The 23,242-nt window shown below is 54.2% G+C and carries 14 protein-coding genes; 2 read left to right on the forward strand and 12 right to left on the reverse strand.

Annotated elements, in window-relative coordinates; translation table 11 throughout:
• Window positions 1-13: 13 nt before the first annotated feature.
• The 6 genes from mhpE to HV037_RS18670 are packed head-to-tail and all read right to left on the reverse strand — an operon-like array spanning window position 14 to window position 6,295.
• Entirely contained in the window at window positions 14-1,027 is a 1,014-nt protein-coding gene (mhpE, locus tag HV037_RS18645) for a 4-hydroxy-2-oxovalerate aldolase (protein ID WP_016151976.1), read from the reverse strand.
• On the reverse strand, window positions 1,024-1,974 hold the full coding sequence (gene mhpF / locus HV037_RS18650) for an acetaldehyde dehydrogenase (protein WP_103283522.1): 951 nt from the start codon (window positions 1,972-1,974) through the stop codon (window positions 1,024-1,026). The genes mhpE and mhpF overlap by 4 nt, the downstream gene beginning before the upstream one ends.
• Window positions 1,971-2,780, reverse strand: a complete 810-nt coding sequence (mhpD, locus tag HV037_RS18655) for a 2-keto-4-pentenoate hydratase (protein WP_016151974.1) — start codon at window positions 2,778-2,780, stop codon at window positions 1,971-1,973. Before mhpD ends, mhpF begins: the two co-directional genes overlap by 4 nt.
• Before the next feature lie 9 nt (window positions 2,781-2,789).
• Window positions 2,790-3,656, reverse strand: a complete 867-nt coding sequence (gene mhpC, locus HV037_RS18660; protein ID WP_016151973.1) for a 2-hydroxy-6-oxonona-2,4-dienedioate hydrolase — start codon at window positions 3,654-3,656, stop codon at window positions 2,790-2,792.
• Between the two features lie 28 nt (window positions 3,657-3,684).
• Window positions 3,685-4,629, reverse strand: a complete 945-nt coding sequence (gene mhpB / locus HV037_RS18665) for a 2,3-dihydroxyphenylpropionate/2,3-dihydroxicinnamic acid 1,2-dioxygenase (RefSeq protein WP_046275617.1) — start codon at window positions 4,627-4,629, stop codon at window positions 3,685-3,687.
• Between the two features lies 1 nt (window position 4,630).
• A complete protein-coding gene (locus tag HV037_RS18670) occupies window positions 4,631-6,295 on the reverse strand; it encodes a bifunctional 3-(3-hydroxy-phenyl)propionate/3-hydroxycinnamic acid hydroxylase (RefSeq protein ID WP_103283521.1) in 1,665 nt (554 codons plus the stop codon).
• A 191-nt stretch (window positions 6,296-6,486) separates the two neighbouring features.
• Between HV037_RS18670 and HV037_RS18675 the strand changes: the two genes are divergently transcribed.
• The gene (locus HV037_RS18675; RefSeq protein ID WP_046275638.1) at window positions 6,487-7,299 is read left to right on the forward strand and encodes a DNA-binding transcriptional regulator; all 813 of its coding nucleotides are present in this window, start codon (window positions 6,487-6,489) and stop codon (window positions 7,297-7,299) included.
• A gap of 135 nt (window positions 7,300-7,434) precedes the next feature.
• Window positions 7,435-7,743 (forward strand): putative quinol monooxygenase, encoded by a 309-nt coding sequence (locus HV037_RS18680; protein ID WP_046275619.1) that lies wholly within the window; start codon window positions 7,435-7,437, stop codon window positions 7,741-7,743.
• Window positions 7,744-7,870: 127 nt separating this feature from the next.
• Here the strand turns inward: HV037_RS18680 and HV037_RS18685 are convergent, their stop codons facing one another.
• The 6 genes from HV037_RS18685 to HV037_RS18710 all read right to left on the reverse strand — a co-directional run bounded on the left by HV037_RS18685 (window position 7,871) and on the right by HV037_RS18710 (window position 23,233).
• Window positions 7,871-8,347, reverse strand: a complete 477-nt coding sequence (locus tag HV037_RS18685; protein ID WP_016151966.1) for a cold shock domain-containing protein — start codon at window positions 8,345-8,347, stop codon at window positions 7,871-7,873.
• Window positions 8,348-8,433: 86 nt separating this feature from the next.
• Window positions 8,434-8,679: a DUF2543 family protein gene (locus tag HV037_RS18690; protein WP_019076120.1), complete on the reverse strand. Its 246-nt coding sequence runs from the start codon at window positions 8,677-8,679 to the stop codon at window positions 8,434-8,436.
• 579 nt (window positions 8,680-9,258) lie between these two features.
• Entirely contained in the window at window positions 9,259-9,429 is a 171-nt protein-coding gene (locus HV037_RS24675) for a hypothetical protein (protein WP_230851692.1), read from the reverse strand.
• Window positions 9,430-9,922: 493 nt separating this feature from the next.
• On the reverse strand, window positions 9,923-10,837 hold the full coding sequence (locus HV037_RS18700) for a hypothetical protein (RefSeq protein WP_247799040.1): 915 nt from the start codon (window positions 10,835-10,837) through the stop codon (window positions 9,923-9,925).
• A gap of 127 nt (window positions 10,838-10,964) precedes the next feature.
• A complete protein-coding gene (locus tag HV037_RS18705; protein ID WP_000171782.1) occupies window positions 10,965-11,339 on the reverse strand; it encodes a hypothetical protein in 375 nt (124 codons plus the stop codon).
• Window positions 11,340-11,344: 5 nt separating this feature from the next.
• A complete protein-coding gene (locus tag HV037_RS18710) occupies window positions 11,345-23,233 on the reverse strand; it encodes a hemagglutinin repeat-containing protein (RefSeq protein WP_103283520.1) in 11,889 nt (3,962 codons plus the stop codon).
• Between the last annotated feature and the right edge of the window lie 9 nt (window positions 23,234-23,242).

The following is a 23,242-nucleotide window of genomic DNA, read 5'->3' on the forward strand; positions in this document are numbered from 1 at the left end:
CGCGTAATCATTTTTATTTGCTATTGCGCAGATCCAGCGCCACGTCGACGATCATATCTTCCTGGCCGCCCACCATTCGGCGTTTGCCCAGCTCAACCAGAATATCGACCGCGCTCAGGCCATAACGCGCCGCCGCCACTTCGCAGTGACGCAAGAAGCTGGAGTACACCCCGGCATAGCCCAGTGCCAGCGTTTCGCGATCCACCCGCACCGGACGGTCCTGCAATGGACGCACCAGATCGTCGGCGGCGTCCATCAGCGCATACAGATCGGTGCCGTGCTGCCAGCCGAGCTTATCCGCAGCGGCGATAAATACTTCCAGCGGCGCGTTGCCCGCGCCAGCGCCCATACCCGCCAGGCTGGCGTCGATACGGTCGCAGCCCTCTTCCACCGCGGCAATCGAGTTCGCCACGCCGAGGCTCAGGTTGTGATGCGCATGCATTCCGGTTTCTGTCTCTGGCTTCAGCACCGCTTTCAGGGCGCGGAAGCGGGCGCGAATATCGCTCATATTCATCGCCCCGCCAGAATCGACCACGTAGATACACGTCGCGCCGTAGTTTTCCATCAGCTTCGCCTGCTGCGCCAGATTCTCCGGCGTGGTCATATGGCTCATCATCAGAAAGCCGACGGTATCCATGCCAAGCTCACGCGCGTACTGAATATGCTGGGCCGACACGTCCGCTTCGGTGCAGTGGGTCGCCACGCGCACCACTCGCGCGCCAGCCTGATACGCGTTTTTCAGGTCATGAAGAGTGCCGATGCCCGGCAGCAACAGCGTGGCGATCTTTGCGTGTTTGACCACGTCTGCTGCCGCTTCAATCCACTCGAGATCGCTGTGCGCGCCAAAGCCGTAGTTAAAGCTGGAACCTTGTAAACCGTCGCCGTGGGCCACCTCAATGGAATCAACCCGCGCATCGTCCAGCGCTTTGGCAATCTGGCGCACGTTTTCCAGCGAATACTGGTGACGAATCGCATGCATGCCGTCGCGCAGGGTCACGTCAGAGATATAGAGTTTTTTACCGTTCATGCTGCTTCTCCTGCCTGACGGGTGAGTGACTGCGCCATCTGCTCAGCGGTCGCCAGCGCGCTGGAGGTCATAATGTCGAGGTTGCCCGCATAGGCGGGTAAATAGTGCGCCGCACCTTCCACTTCCAGATACACCGCGGTTTTCAGCCCGGAAAACTGACCAATACCCGGCAGATTCACCGGTTTATCCTCCGGGATGACTTCAAACTGGACGCGCTGTTTCAGGCGATAGCCTGGCACATACGCCTGCACCGCCGCCGCCATGTCATTAATCGACGCTTCAACTTCAAGCTGAGAGGCCGCTTCGCTCAACACATACACCGTGTCGCGCATCATCAGCGGCGGCTCCGCCGGGTTAAGTACGATAATGGCTTTGCCTTTGGCCGCGCCCCCCACCACTTCAATCGCCTTCGAGGTGGTTTCGGTAAACTCGTCGATATTGGCGCGGGTGCCCGGTCCCGCAGATTTACTGGCGATCGAGGCGATAATTTCGGCGTAATGGACTTTTGCCACGCGAGAAACCGCCGCCACCATCGGGATGGTCGCCTGTCCGCCGCAGGTCACCATATTGACGTTCTGCTGGTTAACGTTGGTCTCCAGATTCACCACCGGGACGCAGTACGGGCCGATCGCTGCGGGCGTCAGGTCGATCAGACGGATCCCCGGTTTTACGGCGCGCAGCACGGCGTCATTTTTCACGTGCGCGCCCGCACTGGTGGCATCAAACACGATGTCGATGTCGGCGAATTCTGGCATCGCAAGAAGCCCCGTCACCCCTTCATGGGTGGTGGCAACGCCCATACGCCGGGCGCGTGCCAGACCGTCGGATTGCGGATCAATCCCCACCATCACCGCCATCTCCAGACGTACGCCGTGACGCAGAATTTTAATCATCAAATCGGTGCCGATGTTGCCAGAGCCGATAATGGCGACTTTACGCTTACTCATGACTGACTTCCTTTTGTAACCGCCGCTGAAAAGGTGGCGGCAACTGAACCAATACCGTCGATATGGGCTTCGAAACGATCGCCCGCATTCACCGCCACCATCGGGCCTAACGCCCCGGTGAGAATAATGTCCCCGGCACGCAGCGGCTCGCCGAGGCTGGCCATTTTGCGCGCCAGCCACACGGCGGCGTTGATCGGATGTCCCAGACATTCGCTACCGCGCCCGCTGGAAACCTCTTCGTTATTGCGCGTCATTTTCATCGCACAGTTTTTCAGATCTAATCCTGCCGGACGTTGTGCCGGGCCGCCGACCACATACACGCCACAGGAGGCGTTATCCGCCACGGTATCAACAAACTTGATCGACCAGTCGCGAATACGGCTGCCGACCACTTCCAGCGCGGGTAGCACCCACTCGATGGCGTTGTACAGCTCGTCAAAGGTGGTATCGGCATTGGGCAGATCGCGGTTCAGCACCAGCGCAATCTCCGCTTCAATACGCGGTTGTAGCACGCGGGCAAACGCAATGGTGTCGTTGTCGCCGTAGCACATGTCGGCGAACAGCGTGCCGAAGTCCGGCTGATCGACGCCCAGCTGCTGTTGCACTTTCGGGTGCGTCAGCCCCACTTTGCGCCCGACGACGCGACGCCCGCGCGCCACGTCATACTGCACATTGATACGCTGAATGGCGTAGGCCGCTTCGGCGTTATCCACGCCGATCAGTTCACGCAACGGGGCGATAGCGTCCCCTTTTTCCTCAGCCTGACGTAAATCGGCGGCTAACTGCTCAAGATTAAGATTCGTCATGTCCGTTCCTTAAGGGCGTGCGAGGAAGTTCAGCACCAGCTGGTTAAAAGCATCCGCATGTTCCCACTGTGCCCAGTGCCCGCAGTCGCGGTAGATGTGCAGCTCAGACCCGGCAATCCCGGAGAGCAGGCGCAGGCCGGCGTCCATCGGCACGAAGCGGTCGTTGCGTCCCCAGACAATCAGGGTCTGGGCTTTGATTTCGCCCAGGCGCGGGCTGAAATCCGGAAACTGTTTCGGGTTGGCTTCAAGGCTGTGGACAAAGTTTTCCAGGTGATCGCGACGCGACAGCATGTTATTCAGACGCGCCTCAAACAGCGCCTCGGTCAAGTCGCTGGTGTCGAAGACAAAGATCTCCATCATCAGCTTCAGGTTCTCGATGGTCGGTTCGCGGTACAGCTGATTCAGGCGCTTGATGCCTTCGGTCGGCATCGGGGTAAACAGGCTCATGCCCCCCGTCCCGCCGCCCATCAGCACCAGCTTGCCCACACGCTCCGGCCAGCTCAGGGTGAACGCCACGGCACTGTGGCCCCCCATCGAGTTGCCCAGCAGATGGATTTTCTGAATATCCAACTGATCGACCACGCTTTTCAGGATGCGAGCATTAAGATCGGATCGCGAACCGCGGTTAACGATGCCATCGCTTTTGCCCCAGCCAGGACAATCCAGCAGGATCACCCGGTATCCAGCCTCCACCAGCGGATCGATATTGCGGCTGAAGTTCGCCCAGCCCGTCGCACCCGGACCAGATCCATGCAACAGCACGACGGTCTCTTCGCCCTGCCCACAGTCATTGAAATGCACGCGCAGCGTTTCGCCTGCTTCCTGCACCTGCAGAAAACGACTGGTTGCGGCTTCGGTTTGCGGTTGGTAAGTCATGATGTTCTCCTGCATATTCAGTTCTGTTTCAGTTCTGTGTGGTGGCGCTCAGGGAGCCGAATCCAGCGATCCACTCTGGGATCGGGCGGTAATAACGGCCTTCGCTGCGCCAGTTGCCAAAGGCAGAAATTGCGGCGAAGGCAGCAACCCAGGTTTTAACTTCGTGCGTTGATTTGCCCGCCATCGCGGACAGTTCTTCGTTACTGACCGCGTCCAGCTCCTGCAAACGTCCCTGTTCAAGCAGCGTCATAAAGCGGTTATCCCAGACAGGGTTAAGCGGATGCAGCGTGTGTTGATCGGCCACAAACTTCTCGGCGGCGCTGATCACCCGCTGCTGGCGCAGCTCGCGCTCGTTTTCAGGCAGTTGTTTGCCGCTGCCGAGCAGGCGGTCGCGCATATGGGCATCGGCCTTCGCCAGCTCCGGGACCGGCGGCTGATGCGACAGGCCGCCGGAGCCTAAAAACAGCACACGCTGATTCAGCGAGCTGGCGAATCGGCCAATCGCTTCACCGAGCATGCGGGTACGCTGAAAGCCCGGCAGCGGCGTGGCGACGCCGTTAATAAACACTGGCAGCACCGGCACGTTATCCAGACCGCCGAGCAAAAACTCCAGCGGCTGCGCGAAGCCGTGATCGACCTGCATGTTGTAGGACACGGCGAGATCGATGCCGCTTTTCATTACCGCGTGGGCGCAGGCTTCAGCGAGATCTGTCGGCACCGGCAGCTCCCCCGCCGCGCTGCCGAAATCGCCGATCGCCGTAGCGCCTACGCCTAAACAGAACGGCGGCATCACGTCGTAGAAAAATCCGTTGTAGTGATCGGGGGCAAACAGCACCACCAGTTCAGGGTCGAACGCCGCAATACGTGCCCGGGCGCTGGCGATCACACCGTTAACCTCGTCGAGCACGGCCTGCGCCGGGTCGACGTAACCCACCAGCGGCGAGTGGGAAAGACAGTGAAGATAAGCGTGCATATCAGGCCACCTTTTCAGCGGGAATGTGGGCATTAACGCGGGTGAGCGTCATCACCGACGCCAGTTTATTCAGGGTACTGCCCAGGGTTTGCGGAATGGCGATGGCGGCCACAAAGCGGTCCGGGCGTATCACCACCAGCGCGGCGTTGTGCTGGGCAAACCACGTGCGCAGGCGGTTTTGCGTATCGCCAATGCGGGTAACGCCGTCGTGGTTATCCTGATCGGTTTGTATCTGTGTATCCGGCACCACCTGGATAAACTGCGTCCCCAGCGCCTGCCACTGTTGGATCTGCGCCTCGCTCATGCCCCACAGCGGGTTACAGCCCCAACCGATCACCGCGAAATTCGGCCCGATGACGTTGTCGAGCAGCGTCACTTCACCTGATTCCAGCGTTACCTTCGGCTGGATAAACATCTTGCCAACGGGAGAGGTTTTCGCGTCGCCTTCACGCACCAGCGCCCCGGCGTGGTACTGCGGCATCGGCTTAAAGCGCATTTCAAGGAAGTAGCGTTTGACCGGCGGAATGTAGTTCAGCAGCCAGGAAACCCCGTCGCGCACCGCGCCGTGCCAGCGTTTCGGCGGCGCAAGTACGTTGCCTGCGGTCACCGAGAGATCGATCATCGCTTTGGCGTGGTCGCGGCGTTCCTGCTGGTAGGAATCCAACAGCGCATCACCGGCTTTACCCTCAATCACCAGCGCCAGTTTCCACGCCAGATTGAAGGCATCGCGCATGCCGCTGTTGTAACCCTGCCCCTGCCAGACCGGCATAATGTGCGCCGCATCGCCCGCCAGCAGCACGCGGTCAATGCGAAAACGTTCGGCCAGACGTGCGTTATGGGTATATACGCGCTGGCGGATCAGCTCGACGTTGTCCGGGTTCGGCAGCACTTTGCTCAAAAGCTGGCGCATATTCTGCGGTTCGCTGAGCTGCGCTTCGGTTTCCCCTGGCATCACCATAAATTCAAAGCGCCGCACCGCGTGCGGCAGCGCGGCGGAGACATACGGGCGCACCGGATCGCAGCACAGATACACATGCGGCGTGCTGAGCGGATCGTTAGCAATATCCACCACAATCCACTGATTCGGCGCGGTTTTGCCTTCAAATGGCACATTCAGCGAACGTCTGACGTTGCTGGCCCCACCGTCGCAGGCCACCAGCCACTGAGCTTTCACCGTTTCACGCTGGCCATCCGGCGCTTTCAGGTTCAACGTCACTTCACCATTTTGCTGGCTGAAGGCTTCCAGTTCGCGGGAGAACAGGCAGCGCACGTTGGGAAAACGCGACAGCCCTTCCAGCATCACCGCGTCTACCTGCGGCTGAATAAACGCGTTGCGGCGCGACCAGCCAAATTCGTCGGTCATCGGCTGGATATCAGCAAAACAGCGCCCTTTCGGGGTGAGAAAGCGCATCGCATGCCACGGCGTGGTGTGCGGCAGAACATTTTCGACCAGACCGACGGACTGCATGGTGCGCAGCGCTTCATCGTCAATGCCGATGGCGCGAGGATAGTCGATAAGGGTATCGAGCTTCTCCACCACCAACACCTCAATGCCCATCTGGCCAAGATAGTTCGCCATCATCAGCCCTACCGGACCGGCTCCGGCAATCGCTACCTGCACGGTGTGCTGCACAGCGGGTTGGATATCTGGATTTATTGTTGTCATTTCAGAACCTCACTACTCGGACAAAATGCAATTGCAGACCCTGGTGAGGCGCAATTGTTTTTGTTAAAAGAATGTGAATATTTTTTTATTGTGCGGTCAGTATAGAAGTGAGTTTTTGCGCTACAATCAAAACATGCCTGGATGTGCACTAAGTGCACAACGTTGTTTTAACTGTAGATTTGTCAATAAATATGAAAAGTGACGACGGTACCGAATACAAAACCGTGCGCGGGTTAACGCGCGGACTAATGTTATTAAATATGTTAAATCGTCTCGACGGCGGGGCCAGCGTTGGCCTGCTGGCAGAGCTGAGCGGCCTGCACCGCACCACGGTCAGGCGACTACTGGAAACCCTGCAGGATGAGGGTTACGTCCGGCGCAGTCTGTCCGATGACAGCTTTCGCTTAACCATTAAGGTCCGTCAGCTCAGTGAGGGATTTCGTGACGAGCAGTGGATTTCTGCGCTCGCCGCCCCGCTGTTGGGAGATTTGCTGCGCGAGGTCATCTGGCCGACCGACGTTTCCACGCTGGATGTGGACGCGATGGTGGTGCGTGAAACCACCCATCGCTTCAGCCGCCTGTCGTTTCATCGGGCGATGGTCGGGCGTCGTTTGCCGCTGCTGAAAACCGCATCCGGCCTGACCTGGCTGGCATTTAGCCCGGAGAATGAACGTCAGGAACTGATTGAAATGCTGGCTTCACGACCGGGAGATGAGTTCCAGTTGGCGCGCGAACCGCTGAAGCTCGACGCCATTTTGAGCCGTGCGCGCAAAGACGGTTTTGGCCAGAACTTTCGCGGTTGGGATCAGGAGGAGAAAATCGCCTCCATCGCCGTCCCCATTCGCAGTGAACAGCGGGTGATCGGCTGCCTGAATCTGGTGTATATGGCCAGCGCCATGACCATCGAACAGGCCGCGGAAAAACATCTTCCGGCCTTACAAAAGGTGGCGAAACAGATAGAGGACGGCGTTGAGTCGCAGGAGATTTTGGTTGCCGGGAGGTGAGATGGATCACAGTTAAGCGGATCATCGGATTAATAGCTGAGATAACTCACTCACCGACCGATATAACACTGTGGCGTCTTGCCCTAAATATATCTTCATCACATAGTGTGCATTCGTTTTCTGCCAGGAGGCTGCATGTTAAAGGTCATTGCCGAAGATTTCATCAAACCTGAGTATATTGAAACCGTTCTTCCTTGGTACCGTGAGCTAATATCGGCGACGAAGAAAGAACCGCAATGCATTGCTTATGACCTCTATATTGATGAAAAAGATCCGGGGCATTTTATTTTTATCGAAGAATGGCCAAACCACGCGGCTCTCGATGAACATTGTGCTAGTGAGCATTTCCGGCGACTTGTGCCGTTAATCGATCAATACACGCGCCAGGAAGCACGTTACATACTGATGGATGACGTGGTAATTCCAGGTGCCTCGTCAAAATAAAAAAACAGAATGGAATTTGCTATTTGGCTCAAATGGATATTCCCTTCTGACAAAAATACGCATAAAAAAACCGAAACCCCGCTTCTGAAGAGAGCAGGATTTCGGTTTTCATTCACTCTGAAGGGCTTCAGACCTTAAGCAGTTTCACCGTCTCGTCGATGTCGATTTCATCTTCCGAGAAGATCAGCGTCGTGCCCTGGAAGGTGGTGATGGCCAGCTTTTTCAGCGTGCGCATTTCACCAGGCTTCACGTCTGATTTCGGTCGGATGCTGTTCATCAGCACACCAACGGACAGCACCGCATTTTCTTTGTCGATACGAGTCTCAGCAGGGACTTCTTCGCTGTAGACCAGGTAAGACTTGATCGCCGTGAGCTTCAGACGCTCACCGGCGATATAGATGTATTTGCTGTCGGGTATGACTTTTACCGCGTAGGCAGATAAGCCTTTGTTGTTGGTGGTAGGCTCAAAGGTCACCGCCGCGTCTTTCTTGATCAGCTCAGGATTAGCAACCTTAATCACATGAAAATAGCGGTTGTCGCCGTTTTCATCTTTGATAAATCCAAAGCCTTTATCTTTAAACCACGTTGTGATTGTTCCGTTCATTGCTGTTTCCGCCTGATTAAACCTATTACTTGTAGAGTATACCTACTCAATTTGCGCGCAGTGTAAAACACAGGCCATGTCTTTGGCTACTCGTTACCCCAACGATTGAGGAACTCCGCGATATCATCGATACGCTGTGCGTCGACTCCGGCCTCGGTTGCCATCTCCTGCTGCGCTTCTTCGCTGATCTCTTCATTGTTCATCAAACGAGTGATCAACTGCTGGAAGTAGAGTGCCAGTGCGTCGCGTTCTGTATCGCTCACCGGCTTTGCCGCTTCAGTCGCGTATTCGTCGGCGATATCATAAAATTTTAGCGGAATGTCGTTGTTCATCGGGTGCTCCGGGGTAAATGCGTGTGTCAGCAGTTGCCTGCCGCGTCTGGTGTGAATGATAGCATTCTTATTTCATGGTTCGCGATCTGTTTTATTGGCTGCAATACGTTGCATATATCAACACTATTTTCTGGAGCCGCTTCGTATTTAATAAATCAGCCCTTATTTAAATGACTGTGTTTTTATTCAGCTCGGTATAACAGCCACAGGTTAAATAGTGTAGTAAAGAAGGAAAGTAGTTAAAGTCTTTTCCCGGAGCATTAAATGATTTAGGGGATATTCCGGTGATTAAACAGCAAAAAATAATGATTCCCCTGCTAGCCTGCTAAGCGAAGCGCCATCGAGCATTTATCCTCGCCGCCACTCCCCCTCCAGGATGGCGGCCAGACCGCGAGTCCATCCCTTCGATTGGCGTCCAATTATTTTTCCATTCCCTACGCTTGCTTCTAACCCCCCAATTACAGGTGTAGAGTCAGCACCTAAATTACCTACAATATTTAGCGCCTTATTTCGAGCACTTTCCCAGTTTTTCTCAGACTTTAATATTGTTTCAATTCGAGTTACTGAGCCAGGTACTATCTAACCTGGCAATATAATGCAAGCCAGCAAACCACCTGGCGCTTCAAGCGCAACCTGGTTCCCTGATGAAGCGTCTTTAACTGTGTCCGCTATCGCCGACCAGGTTTCACTCTTCATCAGCGCAGTAACCGTATCCGCCACCACCTGATTCTTCCCGGCCAGGTCACTCATGGCCTTGCTTCAGTAACTATCACCCGCAGCACAGGCTGCCAGCGCCATGGCCGCATCAGCAACATAATCCGCTGAGCCTAGTGCTGCATCACCGGTATCAGCGAGGGCATTGATAATACCGTTCGCGATGGAAGAGGTTGTACCGTCACCCAGCTTTTCCCTGACTTGATTTTTCAGCGATTCAGCGGCCTGTTTCGCCGCTTCACGGGCCCGGTCACCACTGAGCGAGTTATTCTCAACAACTATTATTTCCTATGACGCTCATGCAATTTATTTTTCAACCATACTCCAGCACCTAATACTACTCCTGCGATGCTCCCTTTTTTCAATGCGATATATAATGCCTCTTCCCATGAAAAAAGGAATGCCCCATCCTTGAAGTAGAAAATTGTTGACACTCCTAGTTGGCATATGAAAAGAACAACAGAGATTAAGGCAGTACAGTACACAACCAAGAAAAGAAGCCAAAGGGTACCAACCTTGCTGAAGAGATTCATTGCTTCTTCTCCCGCTTGTCTAATTCATCTTTTACAGCTTTTCCTGTAAGTTCAGAAGCAGTAGAACCTGTAACTGCACCAATAACATCCTTTGTCACTTGATCAGTTACCGGAGACAATGAATCAACAACTTTTCCCCCTAAACTACCAGCCGCACTACCAAAGCCAGTACTTATCACAGAGTTAGTCGGATCTTCCCCTTTAATCGCACTGCCAATCGCAGCACCTCCCATATTGATCGCTGCTGATGCCTGCCAACTTTTACCTGTAGTCGCGGCAGCTGTCACACCGGCGAGAATTGCATCAACATAGCTGAAAGGATCATTCCCGCTAAGTTGTACGCCCGTATTCACGCCCACACCGATTGCCGCATTAACCGCCATACCTTCTTTTATTGTGGTGCCAAGGACACTGCTGCCAAATAACAATACCGGGTCTCCAATACTGGCATTGGATTTATGATAACCCCATGTATTCATGATGGTTTGTGCTTTCTGCTGCGCCTCTGTCTGTGGCGCTGACTTCATATAATCCTGCCCAGTCAGCATTCCTGCGATCAGCTCTTTAGTTACTGCCTCACCATATTTAGCCTGCATGTCAGATGCATATATTTTCAAATAACTTACCAACTCGGTTCGCTCTGCCGTGCTCAACTCCGCTGGTTCTTTATTGAACTTAGCAACCAGTGCATCGCTACGTTTATCGGCATTCTCAAGTTGTAAAAACTCTTTCGCGGTTTGCAGGGATTTATCGCCTTTTAAGACTTTCTCTGCCAAAGCATCACGTTTTTCCGAGGAGGTACTGCTCAGGAAATTATTCTCAACAACAACTCGCTCCGGTGTACATTGCTGTGATGATAACGGTTTTTCCCTGTTCTTTCCGTGAGTTACAACCGGTCTTTCCTGTTGCATTTTCTCCACGGGCTTTTTTTGCGTTGTTACCCCGTCCCGCTGTTGAGAGGAAAACCGTGTAAAGCTGTGGCAGATGACGCGCAAAAAAAAATCCCGGCATAAGGGTCGGGATTTGCGAGCTTTCCCACTATTTCTTGATTCCTAAACGGAACATATCAGTTGGGAATAAAGGTTGTATTATCACTTCATCATTAAAAATGAATAATTTGGGCGATAAAGCTGTTACGTCATAGATATTTTCAGCGATTAATCTTAGATTTGACCTAAAAACTGGAATACTTGCATCATCTGCAAAGACAAACATGTCATCATTTTTTACAGAGTTTGCACTCAATAGCTCATCAAAACTCTCATAATCAGAATGCCTGATCTCTGACCAAGTAACACTTCCTTTCGCGAGAGGATACTTATTTAAAATGCCCAGAGCCTCCTGCTGAGCCAGCCCCTCTACTATATTAAAATCAGCACTCAGTGCTTCCCGACACTCATCAAATAAAGTCATTTGCTCTACCTGTTTAGCTGTTTCAATATTGTTTCAAAAGACTTTTCATTGCCTTCAAAAGGTATGACTAGCTTCATCGCTTTTCCAGGGCCTTTACCTTGTGAGTAATCCCATATATTGATGTGTGTGCCTTTTTCAGGATCATAATCAACACGCCAACCAACCTTTCCGTCGCTGGATTGCCGCCCTATGACTTTCCCATTACCAGCGCTGACTTCCAAACGTCCGATAACTGGCTTAGAGTCCGCTCCTAAATTACCTACAAGATCCAGTGCCTTGTTTCGAGCAGTTTCCCAGTTTTTCTCTGGCTTGAGGATTTGTTCAATTTTAGGCTGGGAATTCCCTTTAGCCTTACTAATTCCCCCAAATGCTGACGCCGCAGCGCTCGCGACTATTCCCGCCTGAACTTCATCCAGACCGTATTCTTTCTGGAGTGCTTCCGAGACTTTGTTGGTCGCGACAACCCCTTCGGACTGCATTTGCTGCGCAAAAGTCGCCGTCAGATCGTAGACCATCTTGATCGGGATATCTTCACCCAGAGCACGATCTATTGCCTGCTTCACCGCCAGACTGTCAGTCAGTACATCACCGTATTTCTGCTGGCAGGTTGCCGGGCTGGCTGCACAGTCACTGATCAGTTGCTTCTGCTGTGCCGTACTCAACTCTTCGTACTTTTTGATAATACCGCCGCAGTCACCGCCTTCCGCCTGACAGGACTTCATTTCAGCGGACCAGGCATCTATCTGCTTACTGCTAAGGTAGTTATTCTCAACTGAATTTTTACCAGACTGCGCCCCTGTTGTCGTGCTTTTCGAATCCCCCCCGGCCAGATTACCTGCCAGCCCGGATGCAATAGTCGCAAGATTGCTGACTAACTGCCTGTCACTTTCATCCAGCTCACTGACGTGCTTGCCCGGATACATCGTTTTCAGTATCGCATTTGCAGCAAGCTCTCCTGCCGCTGCGCCAGCCGCTCCGGCTGCTACATTGTTCCCCTGCATAGCCGCCGCAGCACCACCCAGTATCGCATGCGCGATGGCTTTAGCCGCGATATCATCCTCGCTGAGGCCCGCCTTATGGCCTATGATATTGGCAAGCTCCGGTGCCGATGCCCCCGCCAGCGCCGCGCCAATATTACCGCCAGCCAGCCCCTGCAGAGCGCCTACTGCAGCCTGAATACCCCGCTGCACGTCACTGCCCGTACCGTATTTCGTCTGCTCGGTTTTATATGCCGCTGAGTTCCGTAGTTGCGTCTGGTATCTTGCTTTTTCTTCATCACTGGCGTTCACATCCGGCTCAGGAATGCCTTCCTTTGCCAGTGCTTTTTTACCCGCGTTCAGGCCATTTATCTCACCTTGCGTCCGCGCGATATCCGCCGCCTGGTTACCTATCTGGGCTATCAGTTGCACTTCTTGCAGACGCCTCTGCTCTTTTTCCTTGTCAAAAATAGGACTGATGCTGCCGTTTGCATGCTCCGCATCCCGGCTCAGACCGGCGACATCCTGCTTCTGGTTTTCCGTGTCGCGAACAGTTAACGTCCCCTCACTCACCGCCGCCTGCGTTGTTCCTTCCGCATGCCCGCTGCTGCCACCTCCGGCAATCAGGGCGTTCGCCAGATTACCCGCGAACTGTTGACCAATACTGCCTCCCGTACTGATCCCTCCCCCCTGGTGATCCACTTTGTAATCTGCCTGATTGTGGATATCGCCAAAGCCCAGCGTGCCCGTATCCAGACTGTTTTTATCCGCTGAACCGGTAGAAGCAATGACCGCGCCATCCAGTTGGGTGTGCTTGCCCACGGTGATATCAAAGCCACCGTCTCCCGCGAATATCCCGCTCTGCTCCTGCACCGAATCATAGTCGCTCTTCATCCTGTCGCGGCTGGCATTGATACTCGCAGAAGCCGTCCCCGCGCCGAAGGTATATCCCACTCCTCCGCTCACGCTGTTCTGTTTGCTATCGTAGTGGTCGCTGTCCTGCGTACTGGTAATCGTCAGATCGCGGCCGACATCTGCCGTCACTTGATTGCCGTTGACCTGCGCACCAGCAAGCGTAGTGTCCCGCCCGCTGTTTATCGTGACCTGATTACCCGCATCCACCGTGGTTTCATTCTGCCAGGTGCCGTTGCCTTTCTCACGCCCTTTACTGCTGTTGGCGTTCGCCGAGACGCTGATCCCCGCGCCACCGGAACCCACACCGATACCCACGCCAATACTGCCACCGCTGCTGCTGTTTTTACCGGTCGTCAGTTGCGTATCCTGCGAAGCGATAAGATTCACGTCACGTGTGGCATCCAGCACCACATCCTTACCGGCCTTCACTTCACTGCCTGCAATAGTAATATCGCTTCCTGTGGACGTGATATTGACGCTGTTGCCTGCGTTCAGAGTACTTCCCGTCGTTGAATCCTGCTCACTGTGGGAGGTCGATTTTGAGGACTGTGAGCCCAGAGAAGCACTGACACCTATCGTATTGGTATTGTCTTTAGCGGTCCCTTTCGCCTGATCCAGAGCCACAGCCTGCCCGGCCTGTACTCCGGAGAGAACTGCCTGCGTACCCTGCAGTGCCGCTAGTCGGGAATCGCTGCTTTGTTTTGCTCCCTGTGCTGCTGAAACCGCGCTGTTCACCGCACTGCCCGCAGCCCCCGACAGCGCCACCGTCAGTCCGCTGGTTTTCTGCTCAAACTTCTCATCACGTGTGCGTTTGTCATGACCCGGTTCAATAAGTACGCTGTCGCCGCGAACAGCAATATCTTTCTGGGCGATGATATCCGCGCCGCCGATATGTGCCTGCTGGCCTGCGGTGATACTGACGTTGCCCGCCGTTGAGCCGACAGTACTGAAGCTCTCGCTTTGGGTGGTGCCTTTTTCGCGCAGATCGTGCGTGGTTTTGCTGCTACCGATGGTGAAGCCGATCCCGCCTGACCCCATCAGGCCGCTCTTTTTAGTCTCTTTAAAGCGCCATGAGGTATCGGTATTGGTGGCGGCAACAATATCCACATTGTTGCCAGCCCCCAGCGCCACATTGCCGTCACCGGCAACGGCTGAGCCCTGTACCAAAATGTTATTCCCGGCGGTGACAGTTACATTGTTCCCACTCAGCAGCGCGCCTTTTTCCCGCGTAGCGCTGTCTTCTTCAATCGTATGGGTAGTCTTTTTACTAAGGAATCCTTTTTTGGTTTTCGTGGTTTCCTGGTAGTGATAATCGCTCTCTGTGGCGGTCGTGAGATTCACATCCCGGCCTGCCGTTACGCCGATATCGGCCTGTGCCGTAACATCTGCTGCCTGTGCGTTTACATCACGCCCGGCAATAATGACGGCGTCGCCGCCGCTGGCAATTTCCGTTCCCTGCTGGCGTACGGCGTCATTGACTACGGTTTTCTTCTTCGCACGATAGCTGTCGCCGTCGGTCGTTGCTTCAGCCAGCAGGTTGACATCTCGCCCGGCCAGCAGACCGACATCATTCTCCGCAGCCAGCCCAGCCGCATGGGAATTAATATCCTGACCCGCTTTCAACACCAGATTGTCACCCGCTGAAACGGTAGTACGGGAAAGCCCGGTGCTGTGCGATTCACTGCCCCCGTTACGGCTACTTTGCTGAGTGGTAGCTGCATTCAGATTGAGATCGTTACCCGCTGTTAGCTGAGCATTCCCTCCCGCTTTAACATCGCTGGCGGTGATATTGAGGTTATTCCCGGCATTGATACCGAGGTTACCGCCCGCGCTGATGGCGCTACCCTGCCAGTCTACTGACGACCGACCAGTCTCAGTTATCCAGCGTCCGGAGCGACTCCGGGCATCGTTAATCTGGTTGGCATTTACCGCAATATCCCCCCACGCATCCATCAGCAATGAGCCACCTGCAGAGAGATTCGCGCCAGTAACAGTGATATCTTTGCCTGCCGAGAGCGACAATCCGTCCTGCGCGGTTATCGATGCCGTAGCCCCCAGCAGAGTATCTTTAAAGCTCACATTGCGGTATTTGTCCCTGGCACTCACATCAATCTGTTCTGCCAGCGTCAGATTATTGATGTTGCCGCCCAGGCTTTCCAGCGCCACCGTTTTTCCGCTGATGGCGGAGCTGACGTTATTGATATCACCAATCGCGCTCAGGTCGAGGTTGCCCCCGGCCTGCATCAGACCATTGTTAAGGTTGTTAATACTGTTTTGGCTGTCGAGAGTGAGGTCGTTTCTCGCCAACAGCGTACTGCCGGAGTTGGTGATATTCCCGCTGGTAAGCTGAACATTATTCCCGGCAATGACGCTACCGTTGTTCACGGTGATATCTTTCGGCGAGAGATACAGCTTCGGTATCATTACCGTCTCACCGTTGACGGTGGCGGCTTCCCACCACAGCATACTGTGCTCAAGGGACGCTATCTGATCTGCCGTCAGCGCCACCCCAAATTTCAGTCCCAGCGACTGCTGAGTACTTGCAGCGCTATCCATCAGATAACGCATCTGGTCAAGGTCAGAACCAATGCCGTTGATGTATCGACTTCCCGTCTTATTCAGCATGGCGTTACTAACATAGCGGGTATCGAACGCCGCATCACCGAGGAAACGGTAGTCATATTCAGGGTTCAGTTTGAGACGATCGAGCATATAGGCCGATCCCAGGAACTGGTTTTGATCGGTATACGCAATATTGGTTTCACGCGGCGCTTCACCAGGTTTGATACCCAGCATTGCATTCAAATCACCAAACAGGCTGGGATCGAGCTGACCAAGACCATTCAGTTTCGGGTTAACGTTGATCAGATACGGGCTTTTCGGATCGTCAGAGACGACGAAATACCCGTTCTTTCCGGAAGGCAACGGATAAGCGCTGGTATCCACCGTTTTGCCCTGATTTATCCCAGCGGCATTCACGCCCTTCTCGCCTGGGTTAATCAGGCCATTGAGTTGACCGAGGCTAGCGTTACCTTTCTGCGTGGTAGAAACAGGGTTGAGCGTAGCGTCTGATACGCCGCTGCTCTCCAGCGCGCCGCCGCCGTTAATCTTCTGCAATACGTCATGCAGTCGATCGTTCCACTGTGGAGAGCTGACACTTACCGTGTCATTGCCTGCCAACGCCTGCTTTTGCACCCCATTACTGATGGTTTGGTTGCTGAGGGTGTTGAGGGTAGGCACAGAAATAGTGATGCCAACTCCACTGTTTGCCGTGATGCTGGTATTACTAATGTCATTAGTGAACGTCGCTGTGATATTCCCACCCGCACTAATCACTGAGCGGTATGATTCACTATCAGCTGTAAACTCTTTTTTAATCCCCCCTAAAATATACGGAACCCCTATGTATTCGAAGCCATTTTTAGTGGGTAAAGCTGATATTCCGTAAGTATTAGTGGACTGATACCATTTACCGTATTTTGGAGAGTCCTTTAGTTTCAAAGGGGTTACATTGCAGTTATCAGAGAACCACTCACACCGGTATTCAGCCTCTTGATAAACGATTTCATGCCCAGCTTCGGCAGAAAGATTATTCAACGAATCTCCACTCAGTAATGCATCTCTGTCCGAAAGAACATGACTTGCACGGTTATCCATTATTGTAGCGTCGATAACAATGTCCCGACCTGCGGCAATACGTGCGGCATCCCCCGTAGCATTCGCTTCAACTATTAATTCACTTAATATAAAACGACGAATATCATTCCCAAGTAAAAGATACTTATATATATCGTGGCAGATCTGACTATTTCCGGCACATCTTTCCCCCCAATAGCTCCAGATAATATTCTCAGGGGACTTCAGCCATTCCTGCAAACTAAGCTCAACATCCGGCTTTTTCTTACCATCACCGATCGTGCTTGAAAATAAAAATGGTCCCGAAGGTAATGCATTAGAAAATTCCTGCTTTCTCTGACTGATAGTAAGCCCATCCCGCTGATTCAGCAGATGCCCGGTTTTGATGGTGATATCACCGTTCTGGGTTTCGATATTACCGGAGGTGTTGACCACTTCGCTGTTGGCATTTCCCGCCGCATCTCGCTGCATCCACAGATTGTTTCCCGCGAGGATATCGCCGCGCTGGTTGGTAATGGTGTTAGCATATAGCGCCAGATTATTTGCCGCGTACAACAGCGCCGTATTGACGATGGCACCCGGTGCATTGAGCGTCAGAGAGCCACGCGTTCCGGTGAAACCAGAGACTGAAATATTACCGCGACTGGCCAGCGTAATATCGCCGCCGCCCTGTAACGTTCCGGCGGTATTGAGCGCTACGCTGTCGCCGCTGAGATAACTGGCGCCGTTGCCAGTGGTGATTTGTCCATTATTGCTGAGCTGTCCGCCCGCCGTCAGGTTGAGCGATTGCCCCTGAAGCACGCTACGGTTGTCGATAGCGCCATCGCTGGTAATGGTCAGCGTTTTACCCGCGGCAAAAGCGCTTTGCACAGTAAAGTCATTCACCAGTTTCAGCGTCAGATTACCCAGCGCAACCACCTGCCCCAACGTACCCAGCCCGTGACTCTCAACGGACAGATCGCCGCCGCTGAACAGTTTCCCTACCGCATTCTGATTAATCTGGCTGGCATTAACACTCAGTTGCGAGGTGCCCAACAGCGTACCGTTATTTGTTAGTTGCGTGTATTTCACCGCCAGTTGACCGGCCTGCGCGGTTCCCAGGTTGGTAAAACTGGTCCCTGCAAGCGTGGCGCTGTCAGCCAGCCAGTTCCCGCTATTGGTGGCCGTTGCTGCATTCAGAATGAGGTTTGCCGCCTGTAACCAGCCTGCGCCGGAATACTGCGGCGTGGTCAGCTTCATTCCCGCGCCAGAAAGCAGTTTGCCGTCATTGAGTGCGCGAGTTGTGGCGTTAAGATGGGTCTCTCCACCGCCCTGCATTAAACCGTAGTTGGACAGCACTGGCGTAGAAAGCGTCAGCCCCTGGCGGCTGACAATCTCCCCGGAAACCTGGTTTATCAAATCACCGCTCAGCGACAGCGTTGCGCCATTATCCCCTTGCAGTCGTCCGCTGTTGGTCAATGCGCCGGTCGTCATGCCCAGCGTCGCCCCCTGAATTTTGCCCTCATTGGTGACTGACGCCGCAGTCAGATCCAACGCGCCCCCGCTCAGCATACTGCCCGCTTTCTGCTGCCTGACCGCGCCGTTCATGGCAAGCGTAAACGCATTTACGCCGCTAATCGCCGCACTGTTATCAAGGGTTGTCCCCTTCAGCGTAAGATTTTTCGCCGTCCATTGCCCGGCGTTAGTCAGAGAAAGCGCCTGTAGCGTCGCGTTACCAAGGGCAGTAATTTTGCTGCCCGCCGCAGACGTCAGGTTATTTGCGAGCGTAAGCTGCAGAGCGTCGGCGCTTTGTATTGCCCCGTTGTTTGTCAGCGTTTGCGCATTGAGCAGAACAGACTGCCCTTGCCACACGCCGTTATTCGTCACCTCGCCAGAAGAGAGTTTCAGCGTCCCCTGCGTCAGCAGTGAACCACCTGCTGCGTTAATCAATTCCTGTTGCGGTGAAGCCATCGCCATGCGCGCCATCAGACGCTGACGAGCCTCTAGCGTCAGGCTTTGCAGACCGGTCAGCGTACCCTGATTGTGGATCCGGTTTTGCTGCAGGGTCAGGGTATTTCCCTGTACCGTGCCACTGTTATTAAGCTGCACGCCGTCTAGCGTTACGTCGCTTTCGCTGAGCAGCTTGCCGCTGTTATCAAGCTGCTGCGCGGTCAGTGACATTCCGCCATGACTCATCACTTCGCCTGATGTAGTAAGGCCGTTGTTTACATCAGCCGTCAGATTACCCAGGCTTATCAGCGATCCTTTGTGCAGCCAGTCATCTGCGGTCAGCGTAAGTTGCTGCCCCTGCAGCGTTCCCTGCGTCGTGATAGTGCCGGCATTGACGCTCAACGCGCCGCCGCTCAGCGTACGGGACGTAATGCCCGTCGTGAGCACATCGCCAGCCAGCGTAAGCCCATTCGTCCCCTGCCACAGGCCTGTATTGTTTAACGTCGAGGCTGCAAGTGTCAGCCTGTCACCGGTAATACGCCCGGCGCTGTTGATATCATCAGCCGTAAGCGTCAGTGCGCCGCCACTTTGAATGTGTCCGGGGTTGGTAAGTCGCCCGGACAGCTTGCCTTCCAGGCCATGCAAACCGTTAAACACGCCGCTGTTATTCAGCGAGTCGGCAGTGAATGTCAGGGTATCGCCTTGCAGTACGCCGGCGTTTTCCATCGCACCGGAATGCACCAGCAGCGCATTACCGGCCAGCCATTTACCTACGGTATCCGTGATGAAGGTATTCGCAGAAACCGAGGTATTGTCGTTGCTCTGTACCAGACCGCTGTTACGGATTGATTTTCCATCCAGAGTGACACTTTTCGCCGCCAGCGTACCGCGGTTATCCAGGGATGCAGTATTCATCGACGCCCCCTGTTTCGCCACCATACTCCCCTGGTTTTCAACCGAGTTCGCCAGCGTCAGGTTCAGGGAATCGGCCTGAATATCACCTGCGTTAATTAATTTGCTGCCGCGCAGTGTGAAGTCGGTATTTGTCAGCAGCAGACCGTGGTTTTCCAGCATGTCGAGGCCTAAATCCAACCCCGCGCCGCTAACCAGTTGTCCCTGCTGACCATTGAACAGATTGCGGGTGGTGAGTTGTAGCGCCGAATTACCCTGCACAATGCCGTTATTCACCAGCTCCGGTGCGGAAATGCTCAGGGATTTTGCAGCAATCATTTCGTCGTTAAACAACTGTGCCGCAGCCAACTCAAACAGGTTGAGACTGCGCAGCGATCCCTGATTATCCAGTCGCCCGTTAGCCTTAATCTTCAGACTGTCCAGTGCCTGAACGCTGCCGCTATTGCGCAGGTTATCCAGTCTAATCGCCGCGGTACGGCCCTCTAGTTGACCATCATTTTCAAAACGCTTTCCGCTGAGCTGTAGATCTTCACCGCTGGTCACCTGCCCACCAGCAAGGTTTGTAAAGCGATTCCCATCCCAGGCGAGCGCCTGATTCCCCTGCAGGATCCCACTGTTGCTGAGATCGCCGTGTAATGCCAGCACCTTCGCTGCCAGCATTCCGCTGTTATTCACGCTGGCGGCATGCACGGTCATACCTTGTTGACTGAGTACTTTTCCCTGGTTAGTGAACGCGTCGTGTACTGTTGCCGTTACCCCCGTTTCACCCAACGCATTACCGCTATTTTGCCACGTATTTGCTTCCAGATTCAGCGTACCGCCCTGCAGCAAGCCAGTGTTGTGGAGAGTCTGATTCTTAATACTTAATTCACCCACCGACAACACATTACCGTCGTTATTCACGTCCTGACTGTTCAGCGCGAGCGTATCGGCGGCCATGAGTCCGAGGTTATCTGTCTGCTGTCCGTGAACAGATAATGACGTGTCAGCCAGCAGGCGTCCCGCGGCTTCGTTTTTTATCGTCGCATATTCACTTTGCAGATTAACGCCGTTAATTTCTCCGCCGTTAACCAACTGGCGACCGTTGAGGTGCAATGAACCGTCGGTTGTAATCAACCCATGGTTAGCCAGATACGGTATATCCAGCGCTAGAGATGCTTTGCTGTAGAGTGAGCCGCCGCTGAGGTTTTCCAGTCTGTCGGTATGCAGGTTCAGCGCGGTGTTGCCCTGCATCAGACCGCTGTTCACGACATGCTGACTCTGGAGAGTTAACGTGTCGGCGATCAGAGAGCCGCTGCTGGCGAGTCCATCAGATGCAATAATCGAGATGCGTTCGGCGCTGGCGCTACCGCTATGGGTCAGCGTTGTCCCACTGAGCGCCAGAGTATCGGCCAGCAGCTCTCCATGGTTATCAACTGACTGCTGCGCGCTGAAACCGACGCGTTCCCCAGTGGATTTCCCGCCATGACTGAGCCTGTCAGCCGTCACATCCAACGAACCTTTAGCCGCCTGTACGCCGTTCAGCGTCACGTTGTTGCCCGTAATCGCAAGGTCCAGACCGCTCTGCAAATGACCGTCTTTGCCAGTAGTCAACTGCTTTGCGTCGACATTAAGCGCACCAGCGGCATTAACCTGACCGTTCAGATTAAGGTTTTGCGTAACGTTTAACTGTATGTCCTGTTGCCCGGCGATCAGCGAATCTTTCGCGGTGGTGAGGTTTTCAGCATTGACCGTTACCCCCTGGTTGCCAGAGAGGACGCCATGTTGTTCAACTGTCGCGGCCTGCACCGTTAATGTGCCATCAGAGAGCAACTTTCCACCATTACTCAGCGTGGCATCAGCCCGGATATCCGCATCGTTTTTCGCGCTCAGGATCCCCTGTTGGTTCAGCGCTACCGTTTGTACTGAAAGCTGGCCGCCGCTCGCCAGCGTACCCATATTATCCAGCGCCCCGCTGTTGACCGATACGCTGTTACCCTGCATCAGACCTGCGTTGTTAAGGCTGCTGACAGAAACATCAAGACTGCCATTTGCAGCCAGTTGACCACCATTAACGAGGTGCCCACCAGAAAGGGACAACGCGCCTCCCGCATTGACCTGTCCCTGGTTGTTCATGTCGCTACCGGTCAGGCTTAATGCGCCCTTCGCATCGGCACGACTGGCGTTATTCAGAGCTATGCGCTGTGCCTTCAGCGTTAATCCGTTACCTGCTGAGAGCAATCCCCCATGCGCCGACAGTTCGCCTTGACTGTTAAGGCTGACATCAGTATCACTCCCCAGTGTGGAACGGGTCAGCGCCAGCCCATTAGTACCCGTAACATGCATTTTTTCTTTACTGGTCAGGCTGCCGTCGGTGATTTTCAGCGAACCGTCACTGCGCAGTGAGGTGTTTTTCTGGCTAACCAAAGTGGTTGCCGCAATGGCTACATCCTGTTTAGCAGCCACCTGCAACTCGCCAGCTGCGGCAACCCCGCCCCCCTCGATCGTCACCTTGCCATCGCTGCCCAACTGCACGCCTGCGCCGGTGGAGAGATTTGCATTCTGTAACGCTAACGCCCCGGTGCTGTTGATGACCATCCCGCTTCCGGTCTTATGACTGCCGGTCAACGTGACGCCTTCGCCACTGGCGGATAGACCACCATTTGCCAGACTGTTGCCGATCGTTAATTTCCCGTTAGCATTGAGGGTGATATCACCCTGACGGGCATTCAGATTCCCGAGGTTGACCCCCAGCCCTTTCTCGCTGGAGACCAGATGAATTCGATTAGCATACATGCCGCCTAACGCACCGGTGTCTACCGCAATTTTCGGTGCTTCCCCTTCGCCATTCAGCGGGCTCACCTGGCCATTCGCCGCCACGCGATTCGCGCCGGCGATAACCGTCAGATCCTTGGCGTGCAACGCAGCATTAATTTCCGTGGCACGGGCAATAATCGACACCGCATCGCTCTGACTACCATCCAGCCCCTTACCTTCGATGGTAATGCTGCCCTTGCTTACATCCAGCGACTGTAGGTTGCCGTTGGCATCCAACACGGGTTTACCGGTGGTCAGCGTGGCGTTAGGCGTGTTGATAAATCCACAACCATTACAGGTAATGCCATAGGGGTTGGCAACCATGACGTTGGCAGCTTTCCCCGCGACTTCGGTATAGCCCTGAAGCTGCGAACGGTTAGCGCCGGTAACTTCGTTGATGATCCCTGAAGCTTCCTTTCCCGGTTGCAGGTTCGGGTTATTCTGGATGATGCCGCCGAGCTGGGTCTGGGTAAATTGCCCGGTCGCGTTGTTGAGGATCAGCCCCTCTTTTCCCACGTTGTAGTCGTTATATTTATTGTGTGAAATCCCGGACTGGTTCGGCGTGGCAATATTCACCACCGGAACACCATTGGCGGCTTTATCCATCTGCGTATTGCCTTCAGGCGTGATGGCGGCGGCCATCGCTGGGAGCAGTGGTTGGGTAGCCAACAGGAAACTCAACATGCCACTTAGCAAACGCTGGGAAAAACGAACCTGATCCTTTTTCATCACCCTTAT

This window comes from Citrobacter sp. RHBSTW-00017 (assembly GCF_013797615.1).
Taxonomy (GTDB): domain Bacteria; phylum Pseudomonadota; class Gammaproteobacteria; order Enterobacterales; family Enterobacteriaceae; genus Citrobacter; species Citrobacter braakii.